Origin of the sequence: Sphingopyxis sp. L1A2A (assembly GCF_005502465.1) — a bacterium.
Taxonomy (GTDB): Bacteria; Pseudomonadota; Alphaproteobacteria; order Sphingomonadales; family Sphingomonadaceae; genus Sphingopyxis.
Map to the genome: position 1 here is coordinate 40,986 of NZ_SCOT01000001.1, position 19,963 is coordinate 60,948.

At 65.5% G+C, this 19,963-nt stretch carries 22 protein-coding genes and 1 pseudogene; 9 read left to right on the forward strand and 14 right to left on the reverse strand.

Annotation, left to right across the window (positions count from 1 at the left end):
- Window positions 1-12 precede the first annotated feature (12 nt).
- Both FFS68_RS00200 and FFS68_RS00205 read left to right on the forward strand, forming a co-directional pair.
- The gene (locus FFS68_RS00200) at window positions 13-1,347 is read left to right on the forward strand and encodes an MFS transporter (protein WP_137751297.1); all 1,335 of its coding nucleotides are present in this window, start codon (window positions 13-15) and stop codon (window positions 1,345-1,347) included.
- A 66-nt stretch (window positions 1,348-1,413) separates the two neighbouring features.
- Window positions 1,414-2,195, forward strand: a pseudogene (locus FFS68_RS00205) (IS5 family transposase).
- A gap of 407 nt (window positions 2,196-2,602) precedes the next feature.
- On the opposite strand, the gene FFS68_RS00215 reads toward FFS68_RS00205, so the two are convergent.
- A complete protein-coding gene (locus FFS68_RS00215; RefSeq protein ID WP_137751299.1) occupies window positions 2,603-3,379 on the reverse strand; it encodes a transglutaminase family protein in 777 nt (258 codons plus the stop codon).
- Between the two features lie 131 nt (window positions 3,380-3,510).
- On the opposite strand from FFS68_RS00215, the gene FFS68_RS00220 reads away from it, so the two are divergent.
- A complete protein-coding gene (locus FFS68_RS00220; protein ID WP_137751300.1) occupies window positions 3,511-4,761 on the forward strand; it encodes a TCR/Tet family MFS transporter in 1,251 nt (416 codons plus the stop codon).
- Here FFS68_RS00220 and FFS68_RS00225 read toward each other — a convergent pair.
- A complete protein-coding gene (locus FFS68_RS00225; RefSeq protein WP_137751301.1) occupies window positions 4,734-5,495 on the reverse strand; it encodes a molybdopterin-binding protein in 762 nt (253 codons plus the stop codon). The genes FFS68_RS00220 and FFS68_RS00225 overlap by 28 nt on opposite strands.
- 104 nt (window positions 5,496-5,599) lie before the next feature.
- On the opposite strand from FFS68_RS00225, the gene FFS68_RS00230 reads away from it, so the two are divergent.
- Window positions 5,600-6,235, forward strand: a complete 636-nt coding sequence (locus FFS68_RS00230) for a glutathione S-transferase family protein (protein WP_137751302.1) — start codon at window positions 5,600-5,602, stop codon at window positions 6,233-6,235.
- A 92-nt stretch (window positions 6,236-6,327) separates the two neighbouring features.
- Here FFS68_RS00230 and FFS68_RS00235 read toward each other — a convergent pair whose 3' ends face one another.
- Window positions 6,328-7,239 carry a DUF2785 domain-containing protein gene (locus tag FFS68_RS00235; RefSeq protein WP_137751303.1) on the reverse strand — a complete coding sequence of 304 codons (912 nt, stop codon included), beginning with the start codon at window positions 7,237-7,239 and terminating at the stop codon, window positions 6,328-6,330.
- Between the two features lie 82 nt (window positions 7,240-7,321).
- Entirely contained in the window at window positions 7,322-8,053 is a 732-nt protein-coding gene (locus FFS68_RS00240; RefSeq protein WP_137751304.1) for a Bax inhibitor-1/YccA family protein, read from the reverse strand.
- A 139-nt stretch (window positions 8,054-8,192) separates the two neighbouring features.
- On the opposite strand from FFS68_RS00240, the gene thpR reads away from it, so the two are divergent.
- Window positions 8,193-8,804, forward strand: coding sequence for an RNA 2',3'-cyclic phosphodiesterase (gene thpR / locus FFS68_RS00245; protein WP_137751305.1), 612 nt, complete (start codon window positions 8,193-8,195; stop codon window positions 8,802-8,804).
- Here the strand turns inward: thpR and FFS68_RS00250 are convergent.
- Window positions 8,717-9,199 (reverse strand): low molecular weight protein-tyrosine-phosphatase, encoded by a 483-nt coding sequence (locus tag FFS68_RS00250; protein ID WP_137751306.1) that lies wholly within the window; start codon window positions 9,197-9,199, stop codon window positions 8,717-8,719. The genes thpR and FFS68_RS00250 overlap by 88 nt on opposite strands.
- Before the next feature lie 106 nt (window positions 9,200-9,305).
- On the opposite strand from FFS68_RS00250, the gene FFS68_RS00255 reads away from it, so the two are divergent.
- Window positions 9,306-10,904, forward strand: coding sequence for an MFS transporter (locus FFS68_RS00255; RefSeq protein WP_137751307.1), 1,599 nt, complete (start codon window positions 9,306-9,308; stop codon window positions 10,902-10,904).
- Window positions 10,905-10,915: 11 nt separating this feature from the next.
- On the opposite strand, the gene FFS68_RS00260 is transcribed toward FFS68_RS00255, so the two are convergent.
- The 7 genes from FFS68_RS00260 to FFS68_RS00290 all read right to left on the reverse strand — a co-directional run bounded on the left by FFS68_RS00260 (window position 10,916) and on the right by FFS68_RS00290 (window position 15,743).
- Window positions 10,916-11,485, reverse strand: coding sequence for a superoxide dismutase family protein (locus FFS68_RS00260; protein ID WP_137751308.1), 570 nt, complete (start codon window positions 11,483-11,485; stop codon window positions 10,916-10,918).
- 126 nt (window positions 11,486-11,611) lie between these two features.
- Window positions 11,612-12,241 (reverse strand): MarC family protein, encoded by a 630-nt coding sequence (locus FFS68_RS00265; RefSeq protein ID WP_137751309.1) that lies wholly within the window; start codon window positions 12,239-12,241, stop codon window positions 11,612-11,614.
- Window positions 12,238-12,912, reverse strand: a complete 675-nt coding sequence (locus FFS68_RS00270) for a hypothetical protein (RefSeq protein ID WP_137751310.1) — start codon at window positions 12,910-12,912, stop codon at window positions 12,238-12,240. Before FFS68_RS00270 ends, FFS68_RS00265 begins: the two co-directional genes overlap by 4 nt.
- Window positions 12,912-13,817, reverse strand: a complete 906-nt coding sequence (gene folD / locus FFS68_RS00275; RefSeq protein ID WP_137751311.1) for a bifunctional methylenetetrahydrofolate dehydrogenase/methenyltetrahydrofolate cyclohydrolase FolD — start codon at window positions 13,815-13,817, stop codon at window positions 12,912-12,914. Before folD ends, FFS68_RS00270 begins: the two co-directional genes overlap by 1 nt.
- Complete coding sequence (locus FFS68_RS00280; RefSeq protein WP_137751535.1) at window positions 13,817-14,116, reverse strand: YggT family protein; 300 nt, start codon at window positions 14,114-14,116, stop codon at window positions 13,817-13,819. Before FFS68_RS00280 ends, folD begins: the two co-directional genes overlap by 1 nt.
- 44 nt (window positions 14,117-14,160) lie before the next feature.
- The gene (gene argB / locus FFS68_RS00285; RefSeq protein WP_137751536.1) at window positions 14,161-15,060 is read right to left on the reverse strand and encodes an acetylglutamate kinase; all 900 of its coding nucleotides are present in this window, start codon (window positions 15,058-15,060) and stop codon (window positions 14,161-14,163) included.
- Window positions 15,061-15,065: 5 nt separating this feature from the next.
- On the reverse strand, window positions 15,066-15,743 hold the full coding sequence (locus tag FFS68_RS00290) for a queuosine precursor transporter (protein WP_137751312.1): 678 nt from the start codon (window positions 15,741-15,743) through the stop codon (window positions 15,066-15,068).
- A gap of 116 nt (window positions 15,744-15,859) precedes the next feature.
- On the opposite strand from FFS68_RS00290, the gene FFS68_RS00295 reads away from it, so the two are divergent.
- From FFS68_RS00295 to FFS68_RS00305, 3 genes are all read left to right on the forward strand, one after another.
- Complete coding sequence (locus tag FFS68_RS00295) at window positions 15,860-17,206, forward strand: nucleoside transporter C-terminal domain-containing protein (RefSeq protein ID WP_137751313.1); 1,347 nt, start codon at window positions 15,860-15,862, stop codon at window positions 17,204-17,206.
- 105 nt (window positions 17,207-17,311) lie between these two features.
- Window positions 17,312-17,923 (forward strand): beta/gamma crystallin-related protein, encoded by a 612-nt coding sequence (locus FFS68_RS00300; protein ID WP_137751314.1) that lies wholly within the window; start codon window positions 17,312-17,314, stop codon window positions 17,921-17,923.
- Window positions 17,924-17,934: 11 nt separating this feature from the next.
- Window positions 17,935-18,255, forward strand: a complete 321-nt coding sequence (locus FFS68_RS00305) for an MliC family protein (protein WP_137751315.1) — start codon at window positions 17,935-17,937, stop codon at window positions 18,253-18,255.
- A 19-nt stretch (window positions 18,256-18,274) separates the two neighbouring features.
- On the opposite strand, the gene FFS68_RS00310 is transcribed toward FFS68_RS00305, so the two are convergent.
- A complete protein-coding gene (locus FFS68_RS00310) occupies window positions 18,275-19,417 on the reverse strand; it encodes an epoxide hydrolase family protein (RefSeq protein WP_137751316.1) in 1,143 nt (380 codons plus the stop codon).
- Window positions 19,418-19,445: 28 nt separating this feature from the next.
- Window positions 19,446-19,934, reverse strand: a complete 489-nt coding sequence (locus tag FFS68_RS00315; RefSeq protein ID WP_137751317.1) for a hypothetical protein — start codon at window positions 19,932-19,934, stop codon at window positions 19,446-19,448.
- Between the last annotated feature and the right edge of the window lie 29 nt (window positions 19,935-19,963).

Consider the following 19,963-nt stretch of genomic DNA (forward strand, 5'->3'; position numbering starts at 1 on the left):
GAGGAAACCACCATGCTCGACGTGCTTGCGAACCGCACCTATCGCCACCTCTTCCTCGCGCAGGTGATGGCGCTTGTCGGCACCGGCCTCGCCACCGTCGCGCTCGGGCTGCTCGCCTATGACCTTGCCGGGGCCGATGCCGGGGCGGTGCTCGGTACGGCGATGGCGATCAAGATGATCGCCTATATCGGCGTTGCGCCAGTTGTCGGCGCCTATGCCAACCGCCTGCCGCGCAAGGCGTTCCTGATCTTGATGGACGTGGTGCGCGGGCTAACCGCGCTCGCGCTGCCCTTCGTCGATCAGGTCTGGCAAATCTACCTGCTCATCTTCATCCTCCAGTCGGCGTCAGCCGGGTTTACGCCGACCTTCCAGGCGACGATCCCCGATGTGCTTCCGCAAGAGAAGGATTATACCAGGGCACTGTCGCTCTCGCGTCTCGCCTATGACATGGAAAGCCTCGCCAGCCCGATCCTTGCCGCGGCGCTGCTTGGCATCATGAACTTCCACTGGCTCTTCTCGGGCACCGCGGTCGGCTTTGCCGCCTCGGCCCTGCTCGTGTTGTCGGTGACCTTGCCGCGCACCATCGCGAAAGCGCAGTCCGGCGGCATCTATGACAAGACAACCCGCGGCACCCGCCAATATCTGAAAACGCCGCGCCTGCGCGGTCTGCTTGCCGTCACGCTTGCCGCCGCCGCTGCGAGCGCGATGGTCATCGTCAACACGCCGGTGCTCGTGCGCGGCGCGCTCGGCCTCGGCCAGAGCGAGGTCGCGATCACGCTCGCTGCTTTCGGCGGCGGTTCGATGATCGCGGCGCTGCTGCTGCCCCGCCTTCTCGACCGCATCGCCGACCGCAGTATCATGATCGCAGCCGCCGGGTTCATGACCGCCACGCTTGCGCTGCTGACGATTGCCTGGGTGGTCACCGACGCAACCCGGCACTGGCCGGTCGTCCTTATCGGCTGGTTCGCACTGGGCCTAAGCTATGCGGCAAGTATCACGCCGGGCGGTCGGCTGCTGCGCCGTTCGTCGGGCGCCGAGGACCGCCCCGCGCTGTTCGCGGCGCAGTTCGCGCTCAGCCATGTGTGCTGGCTTGTCGCTTATCCGCTCGCGGGTCAGGTTGGCGCTCGCGCCAGTATCGATGCCGCGCTTGGTGCAAGCGCCGTGTTGGCCCTCGTTGGCACGCTGATCGCGATTTGCATTTGGCCGTCCGGCGATCCCGAGATACTCGAACACAGCCACGATGATCTTCCACCAGACCATCCGCATTTCGCCGAAGGCCATGGACAAGGCAAAGCGGTGCATGTTTACGTTATCGACGAGTTGCACCCGAGTTGGCCAAAACAGTAACGCGCTATTCTGCAAACCCGATTTCAGGTGCAGTCGCCCTTCGTCGATGGAACGTCCAGAGCCGTCATGGGTCGCAGGGATTTGTCGGGCGTGGAGTGGGAACTGATCGGGCCGCTACTGCCGCCTGAGCGCGGTCGTTGGGCGCGGCCGGCGGGCGATAACCGGCGCTTCCTCAACGGCATGTTGCATGTATTGCGGGTTGGCTGTCCCTGGCGCGACATGCATGAGCGCTACGGCAAATGGAACTCGGTCTATGTGCGCTTCCGTCGCTGGGCCGAACAGGGTGTCTGGGATGCCCTGCTGCAAACACTGGTCGACCTGGGTCTGACCGGCGACTGGCAGCACATGATCGACAGCACCAGCGTTCGCGGCCACGTCTCGGCAGCGGGCGGAAAAGGGGGGCTTGTGCGAACGCTCTTGGTCGATCACGCGGCGGCTTTACGAGCAAAATCCACGCCCGCTGCGACAATCAGGGACTGCCTGTCGGCTTCATCCTGACCGGCGGCGAGGCTTCCGATTACACCGCTGCCGAACCGCTGATGGCGATCCCCGTCGCCACACCCAAGCCACTGCTCGCGGACAAGGGCTATGATGGTGATCGCTTCCGCGAAAGCCTGCTGGTCCGGGGCATCCTGCCGATCATCCCGCCTCGCTCGAACCGCAAGGTGCCCGAGCATCCCGACTATCGCCGCTACAAGGACCGCAACCGCGTCGAGCGCATGTTCGGCAAGCTGAAACAGCAACGACGCATCGCCACCCGCTATGACAAAATCATCCTCTCGTTCGAGAGCCTCCTCAACCTCGCCGCTACGCGCCTATGGCGCAAGTCTCTTGTCAACACGGCCTAGGTCAGTGGCGGCTCGCTCCGACCTATGACATCTCCTATCAATATAACCCATCGGGCACTTGGACTAACCAGCACCAGATGTCGCTCGGCGGGAAGCGCGACTTCTTCTCGCTTGAGGATCTCGAAGCGGGCGGCAAGATAGCGGGCTTGTCGAAACGGGCCAGCCACGCCCAGCGAGCCGCGTCCGGAATCAAACCCCCGGACTTTTAAGTCAAGATCTGACGGGGGCTTTCTTGGGGGCCTCTGAAGTATAGCATCAAGGCATCCTATTAAATTATAACATATTTTTCTGAATTATTGGATTCCTTCACCGGCGGCAATTTAGCAGAGCTAAATCGCGATCAGCGAAAGTCCGACCGACCTCGCGCAGCGAGGATCGACGGCATGGCTTTGCCATGCCGCAGCACCCTAAACCGCTTGTACCGTCACCCGCTGGTTGAGCATCGCGATCTCGCCATAAGCGGTGAGGAAGCTGATGTCGGCGGCGTCGCGGCCGACCGCGATCTTGGCCATCTCGCCCGCTTTGGCCATGCCGGTCGCATCGACCAGATGCCAGGCATCGCCCAAAAACACCTCGGCCACCGCATGGAAATCCTGCGGCTGAACCCCGAGCGCATAGACGCTGACGATCCGCGCCGGGATCGCCGCGGCGCGTGCCAGGCTGACCATCACATGCGCATAGTCGCGGCACACCCCCTGCCGTTCGACAAAGCTGTCGAGCGCCCCGGTTTCGGCATCGCTCGACCCCGACACATAGGTGAAATGCGCCTCGATCCAGTCGCGCATCCGCCCGATCTTGGTGCCGCCCTCGACATCGCCGAACTCGTCCTGGACGAAGTGGATGAACTTGTTGGCGGGGCAATAGCGCGATTCGTTGAGATATTGGACCGTCTCGCCGGGCAATCGGTGCATCGGCACCTTGCCGAGCACCCGGTAATCGATGACCTCGCGCTGGATTTCGACCGTCGTGCGGTAGCGGACATTAAGCTCGCCGCCGCGGCGCAACCAGATGCGGTCGCCGATCATGTCCTGCGCCGGAACGCGGGCAAAATATTCACATGGTCCGACGTCGAGCACCGCGTCCAGAATCAGCTGTTCAGGGATCGCCGCCGCTTCGATATGCAGCATCAGGTCGACCGGATCGCCGAGGCGATAGTCGAGCGCGGCGGTGATTTCGAGTTTCATCGGCTGCTAACGCTCCAAAGCGGGATCGGTGCCGCTAGGGCGATAAAAACCGCTGCACAACTGAAAAGCATTGGCGCGATTCGGCGGCAGCGCGGTATGAGCCGCCAACGCATTCATCCTTGGGATATTTTGTGACCGCATCGCGTACCATCCCCTTCATCGTCGCGACGATCTTTATCGACGCGGTCGGCTTTGGCATCATCATGCCGGTGCTGCCGCAGCTGGTGATGGAGGTCGGGCGAATCGATTTGGCCGAAGCGATCGAGGTCGGTGCGTGGATCGGGCTGGTGATGGCGGTGGCGACCTTCCTTGCCTCGCCGGTGCTCGGCAATCTGTCCGACCGGTTCGGGCGGCGGCGCGTGCTGCTATTGTCGCTCGCCGGGCTGACGATTGACTATGCGCTGCTTACCGTCGTCGGCACCCTGCCCTGGCTGTTCGTCGCGCGCGCCCTGTCGGGGGTTTTCGGCGGCAGCTATGCCGCGGCGCAGGCGGCGATCGCCGACATCACCGCGCCGCAAGAACGCGCGCGCAATTTCGGTTTCGTCGGCGCGGCGTTCGGGATCGGCTTTGTCGCTGGCCCCGCGATCGGCGGCTTTCTGGGCGAGATCGGCCCGCGTGCCCCGTTCGTCGCCGCCGCGATCCTCGCCGCCGCCAACATGCTCTATGGCCTGTTCATCTTCCCCGAAACGCTACCGCCCGAGCGCCGCCGCGCCTTCGACTGGCGGCGGGCCAATCCGCTCGGCGCGCTCAAGACGATGCGCGGCCTGCCCGGCATGGGCGGGGTCGCGAGCGTGCTGACGCTGTGGCAGATCGCCAGCCTGGTCTATCCGATGACGTGGAGCTTTTACTGCATCGCGCAGCTGGGCTGGACCCCGGGGATGATCGGCGCCAGCCTGGCCGCGGTCGGGGTGATGATCGCGCTCGGCCAGACCTTTGTCGTCGGGCCGATGGTGGCGCGCTTCGGCGAGCGCGACGCGGCGACGATCGGCATCGCGATCGCAGTCGCCAATTATCTGGGCTATGCCTTTGTCAGTTCGACCTGGGGTGCGTTCCTGCTGTTGCTGCCCATCGCCTTGCAGGCACCGGTGCAGCCGTCGCTGAACGCGCTGATGTCGCGGCGCGCCAGCCCTGAAACGCAGGGCGAGGTGCAGGGGATTTCGGCGATGGCGATGGGGCTGGGCCAGCTCGTCGCGCCGATCCTGCTGACCGGCACCATGGCCTGGTTTACCGCCGACAAGGCGCCGGTCCATTTTCCGGGCGCCGCCTTCATCGTGTCGGCGATCTTCGGCCTGCTGGCGATCCTGATGCTACGCCGCTTGCCGCGCGTCACGCGGACGAGTGACGATACGCCCGATCAGATGCCGCCGTCGGTCACCGCATAGCCGGCGGCCTCAAGTCCCGCGATCAACATCGCGACGCAGGCGGCGACGTCGGCCGCCGAGGTCGACCGGACGACGAAATTGGCGCCGACTTTCCCGTCGCGGAAAAAGGGATAGCTGCCGATCACGACCCCGGGATGATCTTTTTCGCCTTGGCGCAGCAGGTCGGCGACCTCGCTTTCGGGTGACCAGGCGCCGATCGTGTGCGCGATCAGCGGTGCGCCGCCCTCCAGCTGACCGGTCAGCGCGTCGAGCATGCCAGCGGTGATGTGCGGCACCCCGGCCATCACGAACAGATTGCCGATGCGGATGCCCGGCGCGCCCGACATGCGGTTGGGGATCAGTTCGGCGCCGTCGGGGGTGCGCGCCATCCGCAGCCGCGCCTCGGTCAATTCGATGCCGCGGCCGCTGTAGTAACGTTCCAGAATCGCGCGCGCGTCGGGATGGACGATCACCCCGACACCCAGTGCCTTCGCCACCGCATCGACGGTGATGTCGTCGTGGGTCGGGCCGATGCCGCCGGTGGTAAAGACATAGTCGTAGCGCGCGCGCACCGCGTTCAACGCCGCGACGATCTCGTCCTCGACATCGGGAACGACGCGCACTTCACGCAGCCGAATGCCCTGCGCGTCGAGCCAGGTCGCGATCTGGGCGATATTCTTGTCCTGGGTGCGGCCCGAGAGAATCTCGTCGCCGATCACCAGCACGGCGGCTGTCCAGATGCGTTCGTCGTTCATCAGCTTGCCTTAACCGGACGCCATGACAAAACAAGTCCGGTGGACCCGTATCGTTGTTCTTGTTATGTTCAACCCCGACTCGCAATGCATAAGGGAGAGCCGCGATGGCCGATGCTCTGATTTTCTATACCAACCCGATGTCGCGCGGACAGATCATCCGCTGGATGCTCGAAGAGGTCGGCGCGCCTTACGAGCCGCGCATCCTGGATTATGGCACGACGATGAAGGACGCCGCCTATCTGGCGATCAACCCGATGGGCAAGGTTCCGGCGATCGTCCATGACGGCAAAGTCGTGACCGAATGTGCTGCGATCTGCGCCTATCTGGCCGACGCCTTCCCCGCTGCAGGTCTGGCGCCTGCCCCCGCCGACCGCGCCGATTATTACCGCTGGCTGTTTTTCACCGCGGGGCCGGTCGAACAGGCGATCACGTCGAAACATTTCGGGCTGGAACCGACGAGCGAGCAGCAGCGGATGGCCGGATTCGGCTCGCTCGATATGGCGCTGGACGCGCTCGAAACCGCGGTGGCGGGCAAGGCGTTCGTCGCGGGCGACGGCTTCAGCGCCGCCGACGTCTATGTCGGCAGCCAGATCGACTGGGGGCTGCAATTCGGCACGATCGCGTCGCGCCCGGCGTTCGAGGCCTATATCGCACCGCTGCGCGAACGTGCCGCGTACAAGCGCGCCAAGGATATCGACAACGGCCTGATCGCGGAGATGCAGACGGCCAATCCGGCTTAATCCGTACCGTAGCCCTGAGCCTGTCGAAGGGCGCTTCTCGGATAGGCGTCCTTCGACAGGCCCAGGGCTACGGTTTGCAGGAGACCGGTGGCCTAAGGCAGCGCCTTGAGCAACCCGGCGGCGAGCGGCGCGAGGCGGCGGACCTGCGGATCCTGCGATTCGCTGGCCGCAACATAGACGGCGTCGCCAAAGGCGCTGCTGTTGTGCACCGCCGCCAGCCCTTCGGCGCTGGCATAGGGTGCTTTCCAGCGCGGTGTATCGCCCGGATGCAGCGCCTGAAACCATGCCGCCCACGCCGCATCGTCGATGTCGGCACGCTTGGCGAGGAACAGCAACGGCCGCGCCAGCCGCCGCGCTTCGCCATGGACATAGGCGTGGGGCCCCCTCGGCGCGACCTGCGCCGCAATCGCCCCGAGCAGCAGGTCGGCGTCGGCGCGCGCGAGCCGCGGGTTGAGCGCGAGTTGCATCGCCAGATCGGCACCATGTGCGATGCCGTGCCGCCAGCCCTCGCCCGCGACAAAGCCGCGATAATCGGTGACACCGCGCAGATAGGTCGCGCCGGTGGCGGCGAGATCGTGCAACTCGGCCTCGGTCAGAAAGGGTTCGATCCGGTCAGCGCGCGCGACTTCGGACAGCGCGAGCGCGGCGAAGGGACGGCGAAACCCCGCCTTGTCCGCGGGGGCGGCGCCATCGGGCGCAGCAAGGATCGCGGTCAGCCGCTGCGCCGCGTGGCGCATGCCGTCCGGTTGCAGATGCTTGCCGCGCAGCCCCGCGCTCCACAGCGCGAACGCGAAATCGTCGCGGACGGCGGGATCCGGGTGGCCGAGGCACAGGATCAGCGCATCGGTCGCGGCATCATTTGCCGCTGGGAAATAGCGGCCGGCAAAGGCGGTGAGGTCGCCATCGGCGGGCCGCGCGACCGGGCAGTCGTCGCTTGCCCTCGCCGCCACCGGTCCCGCGGCCAGCATCGCCGCGGCGCCAACCGCACCCCATATCCGCTTCATCGCCGCCGCCTTCCCCGCAAAAAGAAAGAGCCCGGCGAACTGCTTCGCCGGGCTCCCTTGTTTCGTTCGATGTCCGACCCGCTTATTCGCGGCTGCCCAGCAGATTGAGCAGAAAGGTGAACATGTTGACGAAGTCGAGGTAAAGCGTCAGCGCGCCCATCACCACCGACTTGCCGACAAAGTCGGTCCCGCGGACATAAAAATACATGCTCTTGATCTTCTGCGTGTCATAGGCGGTCAGACCCGCAAAGATCAGCACGCCGATAACACTGATCGCCAGCGTCAGCGCGCCCGACTGGAACACGAAGGCGTTGAGCAGCATCGCGATCAGGATGCCAAACACGCCCATGATCAGGAAGGTGCCGAAGCCCGACAGATCCTTCTTGGTCGTGTAGCCGTAGAGGCTGAGACCGACGAAGGCCGCAGCTGTCGCGAAGAAAGTCTGCGCGATCGACGCGTCGGTAAAGCGCAGGAAAATTGTCGACATCGACAGACCCATCACCGCGGCGAAGGTCCAGAACAGCGCCTGAGCCGCCGTCGTCGACAGCTTGTTGATACCGAAGCTCAACACCAGGACGAAGGCCAGCGGCGCGAGCGCCACCACCCACATCAGCGGGCTGCCAATCAGCGACTGCGTGAAACCGATGTTAAACGCCAGCAACGCGACGATGCCGGTCAGCAGCACGCCCGAAGCCATATAGTTGTAAACCGACAGCATGTACGACCGCAGGCCGGCATCGACGGCCTGGTCCATTGCGTTCGCGCCGGCCCCAAAACCGGAAGCCGCCATATTGGGGTCGTTCCAATTCGCCATTGTCATTACTCCATCACCGGCCAGCCCATACCGGCCGTAGGGGGTAATATCGTGATTTTCTCACCGGCTTTCAAGCGAAACCGGAAATCGTGCAAGTTTCGGTGGTTGCGCCGCGGCAAGCGGTTATGTTGGCCGGACCATGTCGAGCCACCGCCTGTTCGTCGCGCTGCGGCCGCCGCACCCGATCCGCGCCCGGCTGCGCGCCGCGATGCACGGGATTTCGGCGGCGCGCTGGCAGGACGATGACCAGCTCCATCTGACGCTCCGCTTCATTGGCGACGTCGACCACCACCGCGCCGAAGACATCGCCGCGGCCCTGGGCGGCCTGCACGCGCCGACGATCACGGCGCGGATCGCCGGGGTCGGATTGTTCGAACGCAAGGGCTGGCCGCATATGGTGTGGGCCGGGGTCGAACCGCTCGCGGCGCTCGCCGGGCTGCATCGCAAGGTCGATCAGCTGCTGGCGCGGGCCGGGGTCGCGGCAGAGACGCGCGCCTTTACGCCGCATATCACGCTGGCCCGCCTGAACCGCAGCGCCGGGCCGGTTGCGGCGTTTCTGACCCAGCACAGCGACCTCGCCAGCCCGCCATTCGATTTCACCCATGTCGTGCTGTATGAAAGCGAGCTCGCGCATGGCGGCGCGCGCTATCATCCGGTCGCGCGCTACCCGCTCGATGTTGCCGCGACGAGCGCCGCGGCGACCGCGCTGACATCGTCCCAGGTCGCCGCAAAACCACCCGCGTCGCCATAATAGGGATCGGTCACGCTACCGCCTTGCCGCCCCGGCACCAGGTCGAGCATCAAGCGAATCCGCGCCGTCGCGTCGGGCGGCGCCAGCGCGCGTGCCTCGCGCAGGTTGACCACATCCGCCGCGAGGATCAGATCGAAACGATAGAAATCGTCCTGCGCCAGCTGGCGGGCGCGCAGGTCCGAAATGTCGGCGCCGCGGCGCCGCGCCTCCGCCTGCGCGCGTCGATCGGGTGCGTGGCCGACATGCCAGTCACCGGTGCCCGCCGAATCGAGCGTCGCATCGATCCCGGCGGCGGCGAAGGCCACGCGCGCCGCCCCCTCGGCCAGCGGCGAACGGCAGATATTGCCCAGGCAGAGAAACAGAACCGCCGGCGCGTTGGGCTTTATATCGTGCATCTCGATCCTCTCGCGCAAAAGGTGAACCGACTTTCAACTTGCGCCTTTGTCCGGCTCTGCTAGCCATGGGCCATAACAGATAACGGGTCAGGGAGAGGGTTGCCAGATGGCCGAGACCGCCAGCGAAACCATTGCGGCCGAAACATCGGCTGTTCAGGAACCGAAAGCCACCGGTTACAGCTGGTATGTGCTGTCGGTGCTGGTCGTCGTCTATATCCTCAATTTCATCGACCGCCAGATCCTGAGCATATTGGCGGTCGATATCAAGGCCGATCTGGGGCTGACCGACGCCGATCTGGGCTTTCTCGGCGGCGCCGCCTTTGCGGTGTTTTACGCACTGTTCGGGATTCCGCTCGGGCGGCTGGCCGACAATTGGAGCCGGGTCCGCTTGCTGTCGATCGGCCTGGCGCTGTGGTCGACGATGACCGCGCTGTCGGGCTTTGCCCGCGATCAGCTCACCCTGACCTTTGCCCGCATGGGGGTCGGCGTCGGCGAAGCGACCGCGAGCCCCACCGCTTATTCGCTCATCTCCGACTATTTTCCGAAGAAACAGCGGGCGACCGCGCTCGCGGTCTATTCGTCAGGCCTGTATCTGGGCGGCGGCATCTCGCTGTTCATCGGCGCATGGATCGTCAAGGCGTGGAACGATGCCTATCCGGGCGGCGGCCCGCTCGATCTGGTCGGCTGGCAGGCGGCGTTCCTGGCCGTCGGCATCCCGGGCCTGATCGTCGCGCTGTGGGTGGCGACCCTGCGCGAACCGGTGCGCGGCGCAATGGACGGGGTCACCAGCCCCAGCTCACCCGCCCCGTTCCGCCAGTTTGCGCAGGATTTGTCGACGATCGTGCCGCCCTTCACATTGATCGGCGCATGGCAGCGCGGGCCGACCGCGCTGGCGATCAACATCGGCTTTGCGGCCTTGATCGCCGCCTTTGCCTGGTGGATGATTGGCCTGACCGGCAACTTCCCGCAATGGTCGGCCGTCGGCCTTGGCTATTATGCGGTCTTTTCCTGGGCGTGCACGCTGCGCGCGCGCGATAGCGCCACGTTTCGCCTGATCTGGGGCACCCCGGCCTTCATCTGCACGACGCTGGGTTATGGCATGGTCAGCCTCGCCGCCTATGCGCTGGCCTTTTGGTCGGCGCCCTATGCCGAAACGGTGCTCGGGCTGCCCAAGCAGGAGCTGGCGGCGATCCTCGGCGCGAACGGCGCGGTCAGCGGCTTCATCGGGGTGATCGTCGGCGGCTGGATCGCCGATGCCTTGCGCGCCCGCAACCCCGCCGGACGCGTTCTGATGATCATGTTCGGCGTGATCGCCCCGATCGTGCCGATCTGGATCGGCTACACCACCGAAAATGCGGCGCTATTCTATACGATGAACTTCCTCGCCGGGATGTTCGGCGCCACCGCGCTCGGCGCCGCTGCGGCGACGACGCAGGATCTGGTGCTGCCGCGGATGCGCGGTACCGCCACCGCCGCCTTCTTCCTGGGCACCACCTTGGTCGGCCTGTCCTTCGGTCCCTATATGGTCGGGCAGATTTCCGATCTGGCGGGTACGGTGGTGAATGGCCAGCCGGTCGGCGATCTGCGCACCGGCATCTTGTCGCTGATCGGCGTCGCGCCGATTGCATTGGCGCTGCTGCTCTATGCCTATCGCGCCGTACCGGCCGCCGAGGCGACCATCGTCGAGCGGGCCGGCGGCGCTTAGGGGCCTTGACCCTAGCCGCCGCCCATAACGATCACGCCGCACGCGACGCGGTCGCCGCTGTTGCCGCTGGGGTCGGTCTTCATGTCGTCGGGTCCGGCATGGATGACAAAGGTCGCACCATCGGCGTCGAGCAGCCCTCCCTCGCCCGTCAGCCGCGTGCCGACGAGGGTCAGCGTCGCGCGGCCGATCGTGTCGGGCTCGACCACCAGATTGGGCAGATCGCCATGATGGGCGCCCAGCGGATTGTCGCGGCCATGCTGGGCATTGGTCGGGTTCCAGTGCGGCCCCGCCGTCGTGAATTTGGGACCGTCGCAGCGGCCGACGCTATGGACGTGCATGCCATAGGTGCTGGCGGCAAAACCGCGCGCGACCAGTTCGATCCGCAGCCCGTTGGTATCGCGATAGAAATCAGCGCGCCCACGGTCGGCGCCCTTGGCATCATAAAGCTGGGCATGGGCGTCGGCGACCGGAAGCGTGGTCGCCGCCTTCTTCCCCATCCCGGCGCACCCGCCAAGCGCGAGCGCCCCGGCGATGACAATTGCGGAGGCAACAGCCTGTTTCCGGCGCGAACCAATCTTCATCTTGCTGCTCCCTGCTACCTGACTGGAATCCAAACGTCGCGGCAACGCATTTCGATCCCACCCCGCCGACGATGCCCGCAATCATTGCCGGTTCCAAGGACATAAGTCACAGCGCCGCGATCGGGATCAGGCGAGCGACGGAAAACTCGCCTTCAGCCCGTCGATGACAAACTGCGCCGCCAGCGCCGCGAGCAACACCCCGAGCAGGCGGGTGATCACCGCCTCGCCCTTATTGCCGATCAGCCGCATCAGCGGTCCTGCCGCGAGCAGCGCGCCCAGCGTCAGCAGCAGCACGAGCAGCAGCGCGCCAAAGATCACGAACGCGCGGTCGAGACCGTTGTTCTGCGCGACCAGCAGCATCACCGACGCGATCGACCCGGGTCCGGCCAGCATCGGCATGGCCATCGGGAACACCGACACATCCTCGATCTCGGGCGTCGCGATCAGCTTTTCGGCGCGTTGTTCGCGGCGCTCGGTGCGCTTTTCAAACACCATGTCGATCGCGATGATGAACAGCATGATGCCGCCCGCGATCCGGAAACTGTCGAGGTCGATGTGCAGGAAGCTGAGCAAGGCTTCGCCGAACATCGCGAAAAAGACTAGAATCAGCCCCGCGATGACCGTCGCGCGGATCGCCATTGCGCGGCGCTGCGCGGCGCTCGCGCCGGTGGTCAGGCTGGCATAGATCGGCGCGCAGCCGGGCGGGTCGATGACCACGAACAGCGTGACAAAGGCCGAGATGAACAGGTCGATCATGGCTGTTTGGGCGCCGCGACCTGATCGTCGATGACGGTTTCCATCGCCTTGCCGTCCCACAGCCGGATCGTGACGCGGCGCGCCTGGTCAGGGCGAACGGTCGATGTCCAGCTCAGGGTCTGGTCGGGCGACAGGCCGACCGCCATATCGTCACCCTCGGCGCCCGCTTCGATGGGGACGGCGGGGCGCGATCCGCACACCGCTTGCTTCGAGGCGATGAATTCAGGGGCTTCGCGCGGGCTGGTCAGCCCATCGCCATGATCAAGGATCCAGTCGATCTTGCCGCTCTTGGGATCACGCATCCACACCGTGCTGAAAAAGCCGTTGGTCGTCCCCTTCTGCCACGCGCCGGTCGTGGCGCCGCTGTTGCCGTCGCAGCTGACATAGACGGCGTGCGGCTGCCACTTCACCGCTTCGGCGGGGTCTTTCTGGGTCTTGAGCCAGTCGCGCGCTTTTACCCGCTGCGGTACGAACATCACCGCATCAGGGTGCGATGTTTCGCGAAACGCCGTCCACTGTCCTTTTTCCTGCGCCAACCGCGCGAAGGCGATTTCGGCGGCGATAAAGGCGCTCGGGTTTGGCCCCAGCGGGCGATTGCGGACGTCGTTGGGGTCACCGGCACAACCGGCGAGCAGCGACAGGGCGAGCGCGGGCAGCAGCAGTTGGCGCATCAGAATCCTTCCGGATCGGCCAGTCCCGCGCGGCGGTGCGCGGCGACCAGGGTGTTGCGAAGCAGGCAGGCGATGGTCATCGGCCCGACCCCGCCGGGAACCGGGGTGATCGCATCGGCGACCGCTGCGGCCTCGGCATAATCGACGTCGCCGACCAGTCGGCCCTTGGTTTCGCCCTCTGCCGGGGCCAGCCGGTTGATGCCGACGTCGATGACGACCGCGCCCGGCTTGATCCAGTCCCCCTTGACCATTTCAGCGCGCCCGACCGCAGCGACGACGATGTCGGCGCGGCGAACGAGCGCGGGCAGATCTTTGGTGCGGCTGTGCGCCATCGTCACCGTGGCGTTGGCGCCGAGCAGCAACTGCCCCATCGGCTTGCCGACCAGGATCGAGCGCCCGACGACGATCGCGTCCTTGCCCGACAGATCGCCGAGCCGGTCCTGGAGCAGCAGCAGGCAGCCATAGGGGGTGCAGGGGACCATGCCGGCGATGCCCAGCGCCAGCCGCCCGGCGCTGACCGGGGTCAGCCCGTCGACGTCCTTGTCCGGATCGATCGTCGCGACCGCCGCCTGTTCGTCGAGGTGACCTGGGAGCGGCAATTGCAACAGGATGCCGTCGACCGCCTCGTCGGCATTCAACCGTGCAAGCAGCGCCTGAACCTCGGCTTGCGACGCGGTGGCGGGCAGGCGATGCTCGAAACTGGCCATGCCCGCGGCGACCGTCGCCTTGCCCTTCGACCCGACATAGACGGCGCTCGCCGGATCGTCGCCGACCAGCACGACGGCAAGGCCCGGGGGGCGCCCGGCGGCGGCGACAAAGGCGGGGACGGCGTCGGCAATCCGGGCGCGCAGGCCAGCGGCAAATGCCTTGCCGTCGATCAGCTGCGCCGCGGTGTCAGCCATCATCACGCCATGCCATTGGCATAGGCCAGCCGCGCCAGATAACCGAGCACCGGCCCGTCGAGAATGATGATGATGATCAGCACCAGCATCGGGGTCAGATCGAGCCCGCCAAAATCGGGCATGATGCGGCGGAACGGGCGGTACAGCGGCTCGGTAATCCGGTCGAGCACCGTCCACAGCTGATTGACGAAATCATTGTGCGTGTTGATGACGTTGAACGCGATCAGCCACGACATCACCGCCTGTGCGATGATGAACCACCACAGGACCGTCAGGATGATGTGGACGATCTGGAGGAGCATGAGAACCAAGGCGATTTCTCCGAAAAAGGATCTTGCCGCGTCTCTTAGCGGTGAATGAGCGTGCCTGCACCCCTTGCGGTGAAAATTTCCAGCAGCATCGCGTGCGGAATGCGCCCGTCGAGGATGACCGCCGCCTCGACCCCGGCATCGACCGCCGCGACGCAGGTTTCGACCTTGGGGATCATGCCGCCGGTGATCGTGCCGTCGCTTTTCAGCGCGTCGATCGCCGGACGGTCGAGGTCGGTGAGCAGCGCGCCCGATTTGTCGAGCACTCCGGCAACGTCGGTGAGCAGGAAGAAGCGCTTGGCGCCGAGCGCCCCGGCGATCGCGCCCGCCATCGTATCGGCGTTGATATTATAGGTAGCACCGTCGGCGCCCAGCGCGACGGGGGCCACGATCGGGATAAAATTATCCTTGGTCAGGTTGATCAGGATCGTCGGATCGACCGCCACTGGTTCACCGACGAAGCCCAGATCGACATGGCGCTCGATCCCCGAATTGGGGTCGGGCTCGCTACGCGTGACCTTTTCGGCGAGCACCAGATTGGCGTCCTTGCCCGAAATGCCGACCGCGCGGCCGCCGAGCGCGGCGAGCCAGCCGACGATTTCCTTGTTGATCTTGCCCGCCAGCACCATCTCGGCGACCTCGGCGGTCGCCGCGTCGGTGACACGCAGCCCCCCGACAAAGGAGGATTCGATGCCGAGCTTTTTCAGCATCGCGCCGATTTGCGGCCCGCCGCCATGGACAACGACCGGATTGATGCCGACCGCTTTCAGCAACACGACATCCTCGGCAAAATCGCGCTGCGCCTCGGCATCGCCCATCGCGTGGCCACCATATTTGATCACGAAGGTTTCGCCGGCGTAGCGCTGCAAATAGGGCAGCGCCTCGACGAGCGTTTCGGCCTTGGCGAGCAGGTCGGGCATTTTCGACGGGTCGGTCATCACCATCATCCGCCGTTCTTGGCGTCGAGATTGCGGCCCAGCGCGACCAGTCCGGTGATCACGAACGGGATCACCAGCACCGACAGCGCGACCTTGGCCAGCATCTGGCCGCCCATCAGATTGGCGATCGGGAAGACCCCGTAAAAGGCGATGGTGACGAACAACAGGGTGTCGACGATCTGGCTGAGCGCGCTGGCGATCGCGCCGCGGATCGCGAGCCAGGTCGTGCCGGTTCCGGCGCCTGCACGCCCACGCAGCTTGGAAAAGATGGTGACGTTCAGGAACTGCGACGTGCCATAAGCGACGATCCCCGCCGCCATCAGGCGCGGGGTCTGGCCCAGGATCATTTCGAACGATGCCAGCCGCGCCGGGTCCATCTCGGGCGCTGCCGGGAGCGAATAGACCAGCGATGTCAGCATGATCGACATCACCAGCGGGACAAAGCCCCACAGCACCAGTTTGTTCGCGGTCGATTGGCCCTGCAGCTCCGACACCGCGCTCGACAGCGCGACGAGGATCAGGAACGGGAAAATCCCAGCCTCGACCGCCAGCCCCCCGAACAGGGCGACCTGCTTGTTTCCCAGCACCCCGGCGAGCACGACCATGCCGCCATAGATGATGGTGAAAAGAAAGAGCGAGGGCGAGAGTGTGCGCGGCAGCGCCGTCGATGTGGTGTCGGTCATGCCGCCCGATAGTCGCTTTTGGCGGCGCTGGAAAGATGGGCGGAGCAGCGGCACTTGCCCCACCGTCAAAGCCCGCTAGACAAGGCGCAACAAACTTGCGGGGGACGCAATAACATATGGAACGCCTGATTGGTCTGGTCGGTATCGTCGCCTTGCTGGCGATTGCGGTGCTGTTTTCATCGAACCGCCGCTGGATTCGCCTGCGCGTCGTCATTCCTGCCTTTCTGCTCCAGGCCGGATTTGCCTTGCTGGTGATCGGCACCCCATGGGGCCGCGCCGTCATCCAGGCGATGTCGAATGCCGTGTCGAACCTGCTCGGCTATGCCAAGGCGGGGACCGATTTCATCTTTGGCCCGCTCGCTTCGCCCGAAATCGGCGCCAACAGCTTTGCCATCGCCGCCCTGCCCGTCATCGTCTTTTTCGCCTCGCTGATCTCGATCCTCTATTATCTCGGCATCATGCAGCTGGTGATCAAATGGGTCGGCGGCGCGATTCAGAAAATCACCGGCATCACCAAGGTCGAAAGCCTCGGCGCCGCGGCGAACATCTTTGTCGGCCAGTCCGAATCGCCGCTCGTCATCCGCCCCTATCTCGCCGGGCTGACCCCGCCGCAGCTGTTCACGATCATGACCGTCGGTATGGCCGGGGTCGCGGGGACGATCCTGGGCGCCTATGCCAGCATGATCGGCGAACAATTGCTGCCCTATCTGCTCGCCGCCAGCTTCATGTCGGCACCGGGCGGCATTTTGATGGCCAAGATCATGATGCCCGACGATCCCAAGGATCTGGGCATCGAACCGGTGATCATGCCCGAGGCGAGCCATGACGAGGAAAAGCCCGCCAATATCATCATGGCGGCGGCGCAGGGCGCGCAGACCGGGGTCAAGCTGGCGGTCGCGGTCGGCGCGATGGTGCTCGCCTTCGTCGCGCTCGTCGCACTCGCCAACGGCCTGCTCGGCGGTATCGGCGGCTGGCTGGGCTATCCCGACCTGTCGTTCCAGGCCGTGATCGGCACGCTGTTCCGCCCGGTGATGTGGCTGATGGGCGTACCGTGGGACGAAAGCGCGGTGGTCGGCGGGCTGTTCGGCAGCAAGATCGTGCTCAACGAATTCGTCGCCTTCATCGACCTCGGCAAGGTGCAGGGCGACATGTCGCTCGCCGCGGTCGCGATCGCCACCTTCGCGCTGTGCGGCTTCGCCAATTTCAGCTCGATCGCGATCCAGATGGCGGTCACCGGCGGGCTGGCGCCCAACCAGCGCCCGATGATCGCGCGGCTGGGCCTGAAAGCCCTGCTCGCGGGCAGCTTGTCGAACCTGATGTCCGCGGCGCTCGCCGGGCTGATGCTCGGGATTGCGCCGCCCGTCGCCCCGCCGCCCACGGCGCCCGTGGCGGTCGCCGCCCCAGCAGAAGCCCCCGCCGCGGCACCGGACGCAGCGGCGACCGCGCCCGCCAAAGCCCCCTAACCCGCCGCTCGCGGCGCTTGGGAGAATTTGCAAGCCCACCCCGAATGACGTAAACTGCTGACCGAAAACGAATCCCGGGTCGCGTTCGCCAGCAGGGAGTTTGCCATGAAAATCGCATATCGTTTGTCGATCCTCGCCGCGGCCGCGGCATCGATAGGGGCCGGTGTCCTCGCCACGTCCAGCGCCCAGACCCCCGAGGACAAGATGTACCGTCCGCCCGAGGCGACGATCTATCGCGACGCCGCCTACCGCGGCCCGGCGGTGTTCATCGGCGAGGCGAAACCCAACCTTGGCCTGGCGTGGCCGGTCAATTCGGTGCGCGTCGCCAGCGGGCGCTGGGAGCTGTGCGAAAAGACCCGCTTTCGCGGCAATTGCCGCACCGTCGAGCGCGACACGCCGATGCTGAACAATGTCCTGCGCGGCCTGACGATCCAGTCGATCCGCCCGGTCGGCAGCGGCGGCGGATGGGATCCGGCACCGCCCGCCAATGATCAGGTCGCGCGCGGCAATTTTGCCGAATTCCACACCCAGCCAGCCCGCGGCAACCGCCGCGTCCTCGCCTGCGAATATGGGTCGGCGACGGCTAACTGCGCGGCGCAGACCGCCGACAATTATTGCCGTTCGATCGGCTGGAACGGGTCGGCGCGCGAGCATATGGAAACGGTCAGCAACCGCGTCTATCTGGCCGATGTTCTGTGCGTCCGGTCGGGCTATTGAAGGAGACGTCCATGACCACGATGAAGGTCGCTTCGGTCGGCGCGGCCGCGCTGCTGCTTTCGGCCTGCGCCGCAGTCGGCGGGCCTGGGGTCAGCACCTATTATGAATGCGACCGCGGCACCCGGCTGAAGGTCGATTTTGTCGGCGACCGGGCGCTGGTCAGCGTCAACGGCGGCCGCGCCGAGACGATGCGCTCGGCGCCCGCGGCGAGCGGCGCGATGTACGAAAATCGCGCCGGTTGGCGCCTGCACACCAAGGGTAATGAGGCGATGTGGAACACCGCGCTGCGTTCGTCACCTGAGACCTGCCGCCAGGTGATGGTGCCGCGCTAGGACCGCTGTACGCAATTCCTCAGAGGTCCATCTTGGCCAGCGCGGCGCGGACTTCGCCGACGAACAATTCGGGCTGTTCCCAAGCGGCAAAATGCCCGCCGCGCGGCAGTTCGTTCCAGTGGACGATATTTTTGTAACGCCGTTCGGCCCAGCGCCGCGACAGCCGCATGATCTCGTTCGGAAACAGGCTGCACCCCGTCGGCACCAGTATCTCGCCCGCCGCAAAATTTCGGAAGCTGTGCCAGTAAAGCCGCGCCGACGAGGCGGCGCTGGCGGTCAGCCAATAGAGGCTGATCGTGTCGAGCATCGCGTCCTTCGACAGCGCCTGTTCGGGATGGCCGCCGATCGACTGGCCGCCCGGCTGATGCCCGCAATCGGTCCAGCCATGAAATTTTTCGGCGATCCACGCCATTTGCCCGACGGGCGAGTCGGTCAGCGCATAGCCGATCGTCTGCGGCCGGGTGGCGTGCTGGGTCGAATAGCCGCTGTCCTTCGCCTGATACCAGCCGAAGCGCGCGAGATAGAGCTGCTCGGCCTCGGTGAGGTCGCTCATCAGGTCGGGCGGCGGCGCGCCGACGACCATGTTGACGTGGATGCCGGCGCAATGATCGGCGTGGTTCATGCCGATCGCACAGGTCACCGCGCTGCCCCAGTCGCCGCCCTGCGCGAAATAGCGGGCGTAACCGAGCGCGCGCATCAACGCGTCCCATGCGGCGCCGATATGCTCGACGCTCCATTTGGCCGCGGTCGGCTTGCCCGAAAAGCCGTAGCCGGGCAGCGACGGGATCACCAGGTGATAGTCGGCCGACAAAGGTTCGATGACGTCGAGAAATTCGAGCACCGACCCCGGCCAGCCGTGGGTCAGGATCAGCGGGCGCGCGGCGGGGTTGACCGAGCGGATATGGATGAAATGCACGTCGAGCCCATCGATCGTCGCAAGATAATTGGGCAGCGCGTTCAGCCGCGCTTCGACGCGGCGCCAGTCATAGCTGCCCTGCCAATAGGCGGCGAGTTCCTGCGCATAAGCGAGCGGGATACCCTGATCCCAGTCGCCGACGGTTTCCTTTTCGGGCCAGCGGGTGCGCGCCAGCCGCTGGTTCAGGTCATCGAGCGCCGCCTGCGGCACATCGATCGTGAAGCTGCGGATATTGTCGACGTCCATGCAAATCCCCTCCCTTGCCGTCCGCGGATCAGGGCCGCGCGGGCGCCTTGCAACCGCGTTCGAGCCCGACGCCTTTCAGGAAACCGCGGCGCACCGTTCCGGCATAGACCGCGAGCGCATAGCGCCGCCGTTCGGCATTGGCGCCGGTGACTTCGCCGATGAGCCCGCGAAACGGAATAATCGACCCCGCGACATTGCCGACCACCCGGCCAGCGGTTTCTTCGCGTTTCTTCGCGCGGTCCTTGTCGACCTGTTCATTGACGTCGGGGCCCAGCACGGTGCCGAGTTCGTTGATTTCGCCGATGATCGCGGCGCATTTGCCAAGGCCGGCGAGCGAATAGGGACTTTCCTGAATGGCCAGCAGCTTGGGCGGAATTTCTTTGCCGTCGAACGGTTCGGTCACCTGATTGGCGGTATCCTTGATCGTCGAATCTTCGGGTGCGCCCTGCTGGGCATAGGCGGTCGCCGAGGCGGCCAATGCCGCGACCGACAAAGCTGCGAGAATTTTCCTGTGCATATGGTGCCTCCTTCGCTGCCCCCTGACAG

Coding starts and splice junctions, on each gene's coding strand:
- FFS68_RS00200 (WP_137751297.1), top strand. CDS start 13: ATGCTCGACGTGCTTGCGAACCGCACCTATCGCCACCTCTTCCTCGCG.
- FFS68_RS00215 (WP_137751299.1), bottom strand. CDS start 3,379: ATGAAACTCGAAATCACCGCCGCGCTCGACTATCGCCTCGGCGATCCG.
- FFS68_RS00225 (WP_137751301.1), bottom strand. CDS start 5,495: ATGAACGACGAACGCATCTGGACAGCCGCCGTGCTGGTGATCGGCGAC.
- FFS68_RS00230 (WP_137751302.1), top strand. CDS start 5,600: ATGGCCGATGCTCTGATTTTCTATACCAACCCGATGTCGCGCGGACAG.
- FFS68_RS00235 (WP_137751303.1), bottom strand. CDS start 7,239: ATGAAGCGGATATGGGGTGCGGTTGGCGCCGCGGCGATGCTGGCCGCG.
- FFS68_RS00240 (WP_137751304.1), bottom strand. CDS start 8,053: ATGGCGAATTGGAACGACCCCAATATGGCGGCTTCCGGTTTTGGGGCC.
- thpR (WP_137751305.1), top strand. CDS start 8,193: ATGTCGAGCCACCGCCTGTTCGTCGCGCTGCGGCCGCCGCACCCGATC.
- FFS68_RS00250 (WP_137751306.1), bottom strand. CDS start 9,199: ATGCACGATATAAAGCCCAACGCGCCGGCGGTTCTGTTTCTCTGCCTG.
- FFS68_RS00255 (WP_137751307.1), top strand. CDS start 9,306: ATGGCCGAGACCGCCAGCGAAACCATTGCGGCCGAAACATCGGCTGTT.
- FFS68_RS00260 (WP_137751308.1), bottom strand. CDS start 11,485: ATGAAGATTGGTTCGCGCCGGAAACAGGCTGTTGCCTCCGCAATTGTC.
- FFS68_RS00265 (WP_137751309.1), bottom strand. CDS start 12,241: ATGATCGACCTGTTCATCTCGGCCTTTGTCACGCTGTTCGTGGTCATC.
- FFS68_RS00270 (WP_137751310.1), bottom strand. CDS start 12,912: ATGCGCCAACTGCTGCTGCCCGCGCTCGCCCTGTCGCTGCTCGCCGGT.
- folD (WP_137751311.1), bottom strand. CDS start 13,817: ATGATGGCTGACACCGCGGCGCAGCTGATCGACGGCAAGGCATTTGCC.
- FFS68_RS00280 (WP_137751535.1), bottom strand. CDS start 14,116: ATGCTCCTCCAGATCGTCCACATCATCCTGACGGTCCTGTGGTGGTTC.
- argB (WP_137751536.1), bottom strand. CDS start 15,060: ATGACCGACCCGTCGAAAATGCCCGACCTGCTCGCCAAGGCCGAAACG.
- FFS68_RS00290 (WP_137751312.1), bottom strand. CDS start 15,743: ATGACCGACACCACATCGACGGCGCTGCCGCGCACACTCTCGCCCTCG.
- FFS68_RS00295 (WP_137751313.1), top strand. CDS start 15,860: ATGGAACGCCTGATTGGTCTGGTCGGTATCGTCGCCTTGCTGGCGATT.
- FFS68_RS00300 (WP_137751314.1), top strand. CDS start 17,312: ATGAAAATCGCATATCGTTTGTCGATCCTCGCCGCGGCCGCGGCATCG.
- FFS68_RS00305 (WP_137751315.1), top strand. CDS start 17,935: ATGACCACGATGAAGGTCGCTTCGGTCGGCGCGGCCGCGCTGCTGCTT.
- FFS68_RS00310 (WP_137751316.1), bottom strand. CDS start 19,417: ATGGACGTCGACAATATCCGCAGCTTCACGATCGATGTGCCGCAGGCG.
- FFS68_RS00315 (WP_137751317.1), bottom strand. CDS start 19,934: ATGCACAGGAAAATTCTCGCAGCTTTGTCGGTCGCGGCATTGGCCGCC.